The sequence below is a fragment of the Rahnella sp. ChDrAdgB13 genome (assembly GCF_017655185.1).
Lineage (GTDB): Bacteria > Pseudomonadota > Gammaproteobacteria > Enterobacterales > Enterobacteriaceae > Rahnella > Rahnella contaminans.
The window spans coordinates 19013-30007 of the sequence record NZ_JAEMGT010000007.1 but is presented as its reverse complement, the minus strand read 5'-3'; the positions used below and the strand labels follow the sequence as shown (position 1 = coordinate 30007).

The following is a 10995-nucleotide window of genomic DNA, read 5'->3' as shown; positions in this document are numbered from 1 at the left end:
GCTACAGGATCGGGAATGTGGTGATCTGATCCTGATTACGGCCAAAAGTTCGATTTATTCAACAAAGCCGTCTACATGATGAAAGAAGGGCGCGGACGTAGCGACAGCGGCGGTAATATTCTGCTGAATAAAAATATCGGTAACTGGTATTTCGAACTCAATACTCTGCTTGAAGACGGCACTTCGCTGTTTGCCGAAAATAACTATCACGGAAACCATCTTGAACAGGATAAAAACGTCGCGTATCTGCGGCCGGTTATTGCCTGGGAAGGCGAGGCGTTCTCCGTCGCTGCGGCGATGGAAACCAATATCGTCAACAATGCTTACGGCTACAAGAACGATCAGGGCGAAACCATTGATCAGTCCAAACGTAACGGTTACGGCATGACCATGACCTGGAACGGGCAGAAAGCGGATCCGGAAAACGGCATCGTAGCGAACCTGAGCACGGCGTACATGGACGCCTCCGACGAGAAAGATTTCACGGTCGGCACTAATGCCCTGTGGAAAAACTTCGAACTGGGTTACATCTACGCGCATAACCGTATTGAAGAGTTTAATGCCAACGGTTTACGGCCAATGAATGACGAAAACGCCGGTGATGACTGGTTCAGCGAGCCGGGGAGCTACGATATTCATACGATCCACGCCAGTTATCTCATCCCGAACGTGATGGACATGAAGAACTTCAATGTCTATCTGGGCGCGTACGTGTCGATGCTGGAAGCGGATAAACATTACAGCAACGATAATGACAGCGATCAGCGCTATGGCGGGCGTGTAAGATTCAAGTATTACTTCTGATTACCCGTCATCCAGAAAAGAAAAAACCTGAGTGCGTAAACACTCAGGCTTTTTTTAACCGTAAATTTTAAGAATTAAGCGGCTTCGGTATGGCGCGGTTTGGCGTCATCCTTTTTTGCGCTTTCTTCCTCCACGTCCTGCTTTTTCGCGGCCAGTTCGTGTGGCTCAAAATCATCGACGTTAATAGAACGCAGGCGGCTTTCTTCCGCACGGCTGAGAATGCGCGCGTCGTCGGCGCTCAGGTGACCGGCATCCAGACCTTTTTGCGCCAGAATATCCAGACGGGTGAACGGCAGTTTTTTACCCATCGCGTCGCACAGGCGTTTATGCACCGGTTCGGCGGCCAGAATATCCAGTAACGCTTCTTCCAGCAGCCCGACCGGGTTGTGCTCGCTTGGCGTCAGATACTGACCGCGACCAATGCGGCTGCGGGTCGCAGAAGGCACCTGAAGAATACGCGCCAGTTCATGATCAAGACGATCTGACGGTGCCGCGTGTGAACGGCCCAGCGGGAAAATCACCAGGCGCATCACACCCGCCACAAACGCATTCGGGAAGTTACGCAGCAGGTCGTCGATAGCCACTTCGGCCTGATGCAGACAATCCTGCACGCCCCAGTGAACCAACGGTAAATCAGCCTCGTTGCAACCTTCTTCATCAAAGCGTTTCAGGGTCGCCGTCGCCAGATACATCTGGCTGAGGATATCGCCGAGCCGGGCGGAAATACGTTCACGACGTTTCAGGCTGCCGCCCAGCACGCCCATGGACACGTCAGCCAGCAGCGCGAGGTTAGCGCTCAGACGGTTAATGTGCTGGTAATAACGCGCGGTTTTATCGTTAACCGGCGTATCGCTGGTGCGGCCGTTGGTCAGACCGAGCCAGAAGCTGCGCACTTTGTTGCTGCCGACGTGGCCGATATGCCCGAACAGCGCACGGTCGAAATCGTCCAGATCATTTTTCTCAGCCGCCGCCATTTCACGCAGAACGTAAGGATGGCAACGGATAGCGCCCTGACCGAAGATGATCATGCTGCGGGTCAGAATGTTGGCGCCTTCCACGGTGATGGCAATCGGCGCGCCCTGATAGGTCCGGGCCACGAAGTTGCTTTTACCGAGCATGATGCCTTTACCGCCGGTGATATCCATCGCGTCCATGACAGCGCGCTGACCACGGTGGGTACAGTGATATTTCACAATCGCCGACAGCACTGCCGGCTTTTCACCGAGCATAATGCCGTTGGTGATGAGCGTTGCAGCGGCGTCCATCACATAAGCGTTACCGGCAATACGCGCCAGCGGTTCTTCGATGCCTTCCATTTTACCGATAGGCAGTTTGAACTGACGGCGAATGTACGCGTAAGCACCGGTCGCCATCGCCAGTGATTTCAGGCTGCCGGTGGAGTTAGACGGCAGGGTAATGCCGCGACCCACGGACAGACATTCCACCAGCATACGCCAGCCCTGACCGGCCATTTTCGGGCCGCCGATGATGTAATCGATCGGAACGAAAATATCGTTACCGCGGGTTGGACCGTTCTGGAATGGCACGTTCAGCGGGAAGTGGCGGTGGCCAATTTCCACGCCCTGGGTGTCCGTAGGGATCAGCGCACAGGTAATACCCAGATCCGTTTCACTGCCAAGCAGATGGTCGGGGTCTTTCAGTTTAAACGCCAGACCGAGCACGGTGGCGATAGGTGCCAGCGTGATGTAACGCTTGTTCCAGGTCAGGCGCATACCGAGCACTTCTTTACCCTGCCACTGGCCTTTACAGACGATACCGAAATCCGGAATTGCGCCGGCATCAGACCCGGCTTCCGGGCTGGTCAGGGCGAAACAAGGGATTTCCAGACCTTGAGCCAGACGAGGCAGATAGTGGTCTTTCTGTTCTTCGGTGCCGTAATGTTGCAGCAATTCGCCCGGACCGAGGGAGTTCGGCACGCCGACGGTGATCGCCAGAATTCCGGATACACCCGCCAGTTTCTGTAACACGCGGGCCTGAGCGTAAGCGGAGAATTCCAGACCGCCGTACTCTTTCTTAATGATCATCGCGAAGAAGCGGTGCTCTTTCAGATACGCCCACAACTCCGGCGGCAAATCAGCCAGTTCGTGCGTGATCTCAAAGTCGTTCGCCATGCGACAGGCTTCTTCAACCGGGCCGTCGATAAAGCGCTGCTCTTCTTCGGTCAGGTGTTGTTCAGGGTAATCCTGCAATTTTCTCCAGTCCGGCTTACCGCCGAACAGATCGCCTTCCCACCAGGTCGTACCGGCTTCAATCGCTTCTTTTTCGGTACGCGACATGGCGGGCATCACTTTACGGAAGGTGCGAAGTGCCGGCGCGGAGAACAATGCGCGGCGCAGTGCGGGCACATTGAACGGCAGCAGAATAATCGCCAGTGGCAGTAACAGCCACAACGTCCAAAGATGAATGGCGCCCATGGCAGCAGTAAATGCCAGTAAAATCAGGCTGCTAAAGGCAAGGTTGACCTTGTGATAGAACAACGCACCAAGGATCACGACAAATGCAACAATGCTAAGAACCATCATAGTAAAGCTCCTGAGTAGTAGGAGGTCTGACCTGTTGTAGGGATACAATGGTTTTAGTTCATGCTCATTTCTTTATCAATGTGTTTACATACTAATTACAACACAGCTCACAAACCGGCCGCACGAAGCGTCAAAAACGGAAACTATAAGAATCATTACCGCTTCTTGGCTTCTCGCTGTTTCGGCTTTCCGTTAAACTGCTCAGCGGAAAGTTTTATTGCTATCGGCCAGCCACAGCTGGCTGCAAATGGACATAAAAGAGGCTGCTATGTACCAGGATATTATCCGTACTGAACTGAACGAAGCTGCTGCTACGCTGAATAAATTCATCGGCGATCCGGCAAATATTGAGTCTATTCAACGTGCAGCAGTGCTGCTGGCCGATTCATTCAAGGCGGGTGGGAAAGTGATTTCCTGCGGTAACGGCGGTTCACACTGTGACGCCATGCATTTCGCAGAAGAACTGACCGGCCGCTATCGTGAAAACCGTCCGGGCTACCCGGCGATTGCGATTTCTGACGTCAGCCACATCTCCTGCGTGGGCAACGATTTCGGTTACGAATATATCTTCTCCCGTTATCTGGAAGCCGTGGGTCAGAAAGGCGATGTGCTGTTGGGCATCTCCACATCCGGCAATTCCGGTAACGTGATCAAAGCGATTGAAGCCGCGCGCGCCAAAGGCATGAAAGTTATTACCCTGACCGGAAAAGACGGCGGTAAAATGGACGGTTCTGCTGACGTGGAAATTCGCGTGCCACACTTTGGCTTCGCTGACCGCGTGCAGGAAATCCACATTAAAGTGATTCATATCCTGATCTTATTAATCGAAAAAGAGATGGCGAAGGCGTAATGCTTTTGCTGTAAAGGAGGCGGGAGATGTGCGAATTGCTCGGGATGAGCGCTAACGTTCCAACTGATATTTGCTTCAGTTTCAGTGGATTAGTGCAGCGCGGTGGCGGGACAGGCCCGCATAAAGACGGCTGGGGCATTACCTTCTACGAGGGGAATGGCTGTCGTACTTTTAAAGATCCGATGCCGAGTTTTAATTCGCCTATTGCCCGCCTTGTTCAGGATTATCCGATCAAATCCTGCGCGGTGATTTCCCATATTCGTCAGGCTAACCGTGGCGAAGTGGCGCTGGAGAATACCCATCCGTTTACCCGCGAACTGTGGGGCCATAACTGGACTTACGCGCACAACGGCCAGCTTCGCGGTTATCGTCAGCTGGATACCGGTACGTTGCGTCCGGTCGGGCAAACCGACAGTGAATACGCATTTTGCTGGTTGCTGCATAAACTTACGCAGCGTTATCCGCGTCGTCCGGCCAGCTGGCCGCCGGTGTTCCGGTATATTGCGTCGCTGGCAGATGAGTTACGGCAAAAGGGCGTGTTTAATATGCTGTTGTCGGACGGGCATTTTGTGATGGCCTATTGTTCGACCAATCTGCACTGGATCACGCGGCGGGCGCCTTTCGGAAAGGCAACGTTGTTGGATCAGGATGTGGAAATTGATTTTCAGCAGCAGACGACACCGGATGATGTCGTCACCGTGATTGCCACGCAACCGCTGACGGCAAACGAAACCTGGAACAAAATTGCTCCAGGTGAATTCGCATTATTTCACCGGGGCGAACGCCAGCTGTGAAGGCAGCGGGATGTTTGACAACGGTTGCAGCACTTCATATTTCCCATTAGTCACCACAACGTTCGGTGGCTGATGGTGCTTCTCAAAGTACGCAAAGCCCGGCTGTAGCTGACGCCAGAACGTGATGTAGCTTGAGTTTTTGTGCGACTGCATGTTGGCATCGGTCATTTTGAACGGATAAATGCTGATCTGCACGTTGCGCTGGCCGAACTGGAAGGCCGCCTGCACGTAGGTGAAGATTTCATCCATATAACCGTCAGTCATCGCGTAGCAACCGATAGATTTGCAGTTGCCGTGGATCATCAGATACTTACCTGAATAACCTTGCGAGATGTCATAGGCGTTGGGGAAACCTATGTTGATGGCGCGATAAAAGCGGCTGTCCGGTTTCAGGTGGTGAATATCCACGTTGTAGAAACCTTCCGGGCTTTTAAAATCACCTTCACGACGTTTATTTCCTAAACCGCCAGAAAAATCGCAGATGCCGTAACTGCCGATCAGACGATATTCGCCGTCGAGCTGAGCATACAATTCGAGTTTACGTTCTTGTTTGAAAATCTGGATATAAACGGGAGCACCTAACAATTGTTTTTTAAGTGCCGCGTTAACCGGGACAGCATCGCTGGCCACGGCGTAATTTGCTGTAAATAAAGGCAAACTGAGGAGCATCGCAAGAAACAGCGCGATTCTGATCATTCTAAGTCCTGCTCGATAATAATTTTGATTATTTTGTCTACAGATGAACTGCCTGTAAGACCGCCACTGATTTTCTTCTTATGTACTGCCTGTCTGAAACGTTGCCATATTAATACTGATTAATTTTTTAGCAATCACCAAATATTGAATTCTCGCTTCAGGAAATGTAAATACTTTCTGATGCCATTAATGGTGATTAATTAAGCCAAATTAACCGTCATTTTCTGTGTTTGAAATCTCCTGATTCAACTGTATACTTATACAGTCATTGGGGGAGGGCTATGCGCAAAATCATTCATGTGGATATGGACTGCTTTTTCGCGGCCGTCGAGATGCGCGATGATCCTTCCCTGCGCGACATTCCTATCGCCATCGGTGGCAGCCGTGACCGGCGTGGCGTCATCAGCACCGCCAATTATCCGGCACGCAAATTCGGCGTACACAGCGCGATGCCGACCGGAATGGCGCTCAAACTTTGCCCGCACCTGAAAGTGATTCCCGGCAGAATGGAAGCGTATAAAGAAGCGTCCAACCATATTCGCGAAATCTTTGCGCGTTATACGCCATTGATCGAGCCGCTGTCACTCGACGAAGCTTATCTGGATGTTTCAGAATCGACCCAATGCAATGGCTCCGCGACGCTGATCGCCGCTGAAATCCGTCAGGCAATTTTTGAGGAAATTAATCTGACGGCCTCAGCGGGCATTGCGCCTATCAAATTTCTGGCAAAAATTGCCTCAGACCTGAATAAACCCAACGGCCAGTTTGTGATTACGCCAGACAAGGTTGAAGCTTTTTTACTGGATCTGCCGCTGAGTAAAATCCCCGGCGTTGGCAAAGTCACCGCCCAGCGATTGCAGGAGCAGGGGCTGATCACCTGCGGCGACGTACAGCGCTATGATTTAGCGAGGCTGCTTAAGCAGTTTGGCAAATTTGGCCGCGTGCTGTGGGAGCGTTGTCAGGGCATCGACGAGCGTGAGATTTCAGCCGAGCGGCTGCGGAAATCTGTCGGCGTGGAACGCACGCTGGCGGAAGATATCCACAGCTGGGAAGAGTGCGTGGCACTGATCGAACGTTTATATCCTGAATTACAAACGCGCCTGAGCCGTGTCAGCCCGAATTTACGCATCGCGCGTCAGGGCGTGAAACTCAAATTCCATGATTTCCAGCAGACGACGCAGGAACATGTCTGGCCGGTGCTCAATAAAGAAGATTTACTGAAAGTAGCGCATGAAGCGTGGGAACAGCGGCGCGGCGGGCGGGGAGTCAGGCTGGTGGGGTTGCATGTCACGTTGCAGGATCCGCAGATTGAGCGGCAACTTCTTCTTCCCTGGGAGTAATCCCCGTCATCCTTCAAACTGTCTCTGCGTTGGCTGCCTTCGCAAATCCCGGTCACCTACTTGTGTATGCTCCCGGGTATTTACTCAGTTGCCGCCTTGATACAGCCCGAATGATTCAGGGGATTGATCGAGTATTAACCGCGTTCAGGAATCGCTTTCAGCAGAGCTGTCAGCAGTTTCCAGTACAACTCAACGCTGGCGATTTCAACCTGCTCGTCCGGCGAGTGTGGCCCGGTGATGGTTGGCCCGATGGAAACCATGTCCATGTCCGGGTACGGTTTTTTGAACAGACCGCATTCCAGACCGGCGTGGATCACCATGATATTCGGGGTTTTGCTGAATAGCGTTTCGTAGGTTTCACGCACCAACGTCATCACCGGAGAGCTTGGTTCAGGTTTCCAGCCAGGATAGCTGCCTTTTGCCAGACTTTTCGCGCCTGCCAGTTCGCTCAGCGAATTCAGCATGCTAACGACGTATTCTTTGCCGCTGTCGATAAGGGAACGGATCAGGCTGTTGATCGCGACTTCGTCATCTTTCATGGTGACAACGCCGACGTTCAGGGAGGTTTCTACCACGCCTTTGACGTCATCGCTCATGCGGATCACGCCGTTTGGCGTCGCGTTCAGCAGTGCAATGAATTTGCCCTGGCTGTCTTTGCTCAGCGCTTTCGCTGTGCTTTCTGCCGCTTCCACGACAAAAGCGATTTTCTTCTCAACCGCAGACAGCTCGAACTGAATCGTTGCCAGGAATTCCTGTGCAGTGGCTTTCAGTGCGTCTGCTTTATCGGCTGCAATCGCCAGTGTGGCGATGGCTTCGCGGGGAATGGCGTTACGCAGCGTACCGCCGGTGAAATCCAGCAGGCGCAGGCCGAGGGTGTCGGCGTGTTCTGACAGGAAGCGCACCAGCAGTTTACTGGCATTGCCCAGACCGAGGTGGATATCCGCGCCGGAGTGGCCGCCTTTCAGTCCCTTCAGGGTCAGTTTCAGCGTGGTGAAACCGGCCGGAACCGCTTCGCGGCTCAGTGGCAGAGTGGCGGTAAAATCAATCCCGCCGGCGCAACCCATGTAGATTTCGCCTTCGGTTTCAGAATCGGTGTTGATCAGGATTTCAGACTGTAACCAGTCTGGTTGCAGGCCGAATGCGCCTGCCATGCCGGTTTCTTCGGTCATGGTCAGCAGCACTTCCAGCGGCCCGTGTTCTACGCTTTCATCAGCCAGAACCGCCAGTGCAGAAGCCAGGCCGATACCGTTGTCTGCGCCCAGCGTAGTGCCACGGGCTTTCACCCAACCGTCTTCGATGAACGGCTGAATCGGATCTTTAGTGAAATCGTGAACAGTATCGTTGTTTTTCTGCGGCACCATATCGAGGTGCGCCTGCAGGGCAACGGCTTTGCGGTTTTCCATGCCTTTAGTGGCCGGTTTACGCAGCAGAATGTTGCCGACTTCATCACGCTCAGCGTGGATACCCTTTTCCTGTGCCCATTCAACGATGTGTTTTGCCAGTTCTTCTTCATGATAAGAAGGGTGCGGAATTGAACAGATTTTGGCAAAAATATCCCACAACGGTTGTGGCGAAAGCTGAGACAGTTCAGACACTATAAGTCTCCTGTAACAGTCAGCTCATTCAGGCTCCATTTGCAGGGGAACTGATTGAGATGCTGTAGGTTTAAGGTTAAGTAATCCCCGCCAGACTGTGTGGCGAGTGGCCTGACAGAATATCACTTAATCTTAACCTGTGCGCGGGCGCGGGGAGAAAATCCGGGTTTTTTGGGGCCGTGAGGCCAGATAATCGCTGGTTTTTGTGAACCGGACTCACTATAATCTCGCGCAACCTTTTTCCCCGAATACACCCGTCATACTTCAAATTGCAGATGCGTTGGCCGCGTTCGCTCACCCGAATCACTGACTTAGGTCAGCTCATCGGGATTCGTTCACTTGCCGCCTTCCTGCAATCCGAATTATTTAGGGTTTAAATTTTTAGAAGCCGTTAATTCACTGGCTGGGACACCTTTATGAGCGAAAAATACGTTGTAACCTGGGACATGCTGCAAATCCACGCCCGCACGATGGCTAAACGTCTGCTGCCGGCAGAACAATGGAAAGGCATTATTGCCGTCAGCCGCGGCGGTCTGGTTCCGGCAGCGTTACTGGCTCGCGAACTGTGCATCCGTCATGTGGATACCGTATGTATCTCCAGCTACGACCACGACAATCAGCGTGAAATGCAAGTGCTGAAACGCGCAGAAGGTGACGGTGAAGGTTTCATCGTAATCGACGATCTGGTCGATACCGGCGGCACTGCAAAAGCGATCCGCGAAATGTATCCGAAAGCGCATTTCATCACGATCTTCGCCAAACCTGCCGGTGCGCCGCTGGTTGACGATTACGTGGTTGATATCCCGCAGAACACCTGGATTGAACAGCCGTGGGATATGGGCGTGGTGTTCGTCCCGCCATTGGTCGGTAAGTAAATCCTCGTCATCCTTCGCGCCGCCTTGATGCAGCACGAAGGATTTAGAGGATGCAATGACCCCCTTTTAACGCCTGGCTAATTGCCGGGCGTTTTGCTTTTGCTGACTTGAAATCCTTTCCGCTTGACCTCACTCCTGTCTTGTCGCAACGTGGGCGGGTTATAATCCCTGCCTGAAACGTTCGCCTGCGGGCGAAAAGCTGCTTGCTAACGGAGGATCTTGCATCATGGCTCCAGCCAATCTCACGGAAAAACTGTTCAAACCGTCATTCAAATATCCGGAAACTTCGACACTGGTTCATCGCGTTCATCATCACAATACGCACCCGCCGATGCACTCAGCGCTGGAAGGGGATACCGTGAATTGCTGGTACCGGACAATCAACCGTCTGATGTGGATGTGGCGCGGCGTTGATCCGCTGGAAGTGGAAGAAGTGCTGTCGCGCATTGCCGTTTCTCAGGCCGAACACAGCGACCCGTTATTGCTGGATACCGTCATTGGCTATCGCAACGGTAACTGGATTTATGAATGGTCCAATCAGGCCATGCACTGGCAGCAAAAAGCCGCCGATGAAAAAGACGCCAATCTTGCCAGCGAATACTGGCTGAAAGCCGCGAACCTTTACAGCATTGCCGGTTATCCGCATCTGAAAGGCGATACGCTGGCAGAACAGGCGGAAGCGCTGGCTAATAAAGCGTTTGAGAAATCCTCTGAACATTCGCCGTATGATCTGAAAGAGCTGGAATTCAAAATTCCGGGCGGTGCGCCGATCACCGGTTTCCTGCATCTGCCGAACGAAGGCAAAGCGCCGTTCCCGACGGTCATGGTTTGCGGCGGTCTGGACACGTTACAAAGTGACCATCAGCGCCTGTTCCGCTCTTATCTCGCGCCGATGGGCATTGCGATGCTCACCATCGACATGCCGTCGATCGGTTTTTCCTCTAAATGGAAACTGACGCAGGACACCAGCTTTCTGCATCAGCAGGTCCTCATGCAGCTTTCTGATGTGCCGTGGGTAGATGCGAGCCGCGTCAGCTTGCTGGGTTATCGATTTGGGGCGAACGTCGCCGTGCGGCTGGCGTATCTCGAACCGCGCCGCGTACGGGCTGTGGCGACGCTGGGCGCGCTGGTGCATTCGCTGCTGAGCGACCCGAAATGTCAGGAACAGGTGCCGGATATGTACATGGACGTGCTGGCGAGCCGCATCGGAATGTCGACGGCGTCGGACTCCGCGCTGAAAACCGAACTTAATCGATATTCTCTGAAAACGCAGGGATTATTAGGGCGCAGAACACCGACGCCAATGCTTGCCGCCTACTGGGAAAGCGATATCTTCAGCCCGAAGAGCGAAGCCAGGCTGATTGCGGATTCCTCCTCCGAAGGCAAGATTCTGACCATCAAAAGTGAGCCGCTTTATCAGCACTTTGACAGCGCGTTACACGAAATTTGTGAATGGCTGGAAAAGCATATGCGTTAACTTAACAGTTGCTAATTCCTA

The 10995-nt window shown here is 52.9% G+C and carries 8 protein-coding genes and 1 pseudogene; 6 read left to right on the top strand and 3 right to left on the bottom strand.

All coding sequences use genetic code 11. From position 1 onward, the window contains the following. Positions 1–69: 69 nt before the first annotated feature. Positions 70–804, top strand: a pseudogene (locus tag J8X26_RS03550) (carbohydrate porin); the annotation flags it as partial. Between the two features lie 74 nt (positions 805–878). Here the strand turns inward: J8X26_RS03550 and fadE are convergent. Further along, positions 879–3347 carry an acyl-CoA dehydrogenase FadE gene (gene fadE / locus J8X26_RS03545; protein ID WP_152324650.1) on the bottom strand — a complete coding sequence of 823 codons (2469 nt, stop codon included), beginning with the start codon at positions 3345–3347 and terminating at the stop codon, positions 879–881. Between the two features lie 268 nt (positions 3348–3615). On the opposite strand from fadE, the gene lpcA reads away from it, so the two are divergent. Together lpcA and J8X26_RS03535 are read left to right on the top strand one after the other, a co-directional pair. Next, the gene (lpcA, locus tag J8X26_RS03540; RefSeq protein ID WP_152324649.1) at positions 3616–4197 is read left to right on the top strand and encodes a D-sedoheptulose 7-phosphate isomerase; all 582 of its coding nucleotides are present in this window, start codon (positions 3616–3618) and stop codon (positions 4195–4197) included. A 26-nt stretch (positions 4198–4223) separates the two neighbouring features. Next, complete coding sequence (locus J8X26_RS03535) at positions 4224–4991, top strand: class II glutamine amidotransferase (protein WP_152324648.1); 768 nt, start codon at positions 4224–4226, stop codon at positions 4989–4991. Here J8X26_RS03535 and dpaA read toward each other — a convergent pair. Beyond that, positions 4962–5687: a peptidoglycan meso-diaminopimelic acid protein amidase gene (gene dpaA, locus J8X26_RS03530; protein WP_152324647.1), complete on the bottom strand. Its 726-nt coding sequence runs from the start codon at positions 5685–5687 to the stop codon at positions 4962–4964. The genes J8X26_RS03535 and dpaA overlap by 30 nt on opposite strands. 281 nt (positions 5688–5968) lie before the next feature. Here dpaA and dinB point away from each other — a divergent pair, with 281 nt between their 5' ends. Further along, positions 5969–7027 carry a DNA polymerase IV gene (gene dinB / locus J8X26_RS03525; protein ID WP_208950188.1) on the top strand — a complete coding sequence of 353 codons (1059 nt, stop codon included), beginning with the start codon at positions 5969–5971 and terminating at the stop codon, positions 7025–7027. 134 nt (positions 7028–7161) lie between these two features. Here the strand turns inward: dinB and pepD are convergent, their stop codons facing one another. Beyond that, entirely contained in the window at positions 7162–8622 is a 1461-nt protein-coding gene (pepD, locus tag J8X26_RS03520; protein WP_208950187.1) for a beta-Ala-His dipeptidase, read from the bottom strand. A 416-nt stretch (positions 8623–9038) separates the two neighbouring features. Here pepD and gpt point away from each other — a divergent pair, with 416 nt between their 5' ends. After that, entirely contained in the window at positions 9039–9497 is a 459-nt protein-coding gene (gene gpt / locus J8X26_RS03515; protein ID WP_056781475.1) for a xanthine phosphoribosyltransferase, read from the top strand. Between the two features lie 226 nt (positions 9498–9723). Continuing rightward, positions 9724–10974 carry an esterase FrsA gene (gene frsA, locus J8X26_RS03510; RefSeq protein ID WP_152324644.1) on the top strand — a complete coding sequence of 417 codons (1251 nt, stop codon included), beginning with the start codon at positions 9724–9726 and terminating at the stop codon, positions 10972–10974. The last annotated feature ends 21 nt before the right edge of the window (positions 10975–10995 follow it).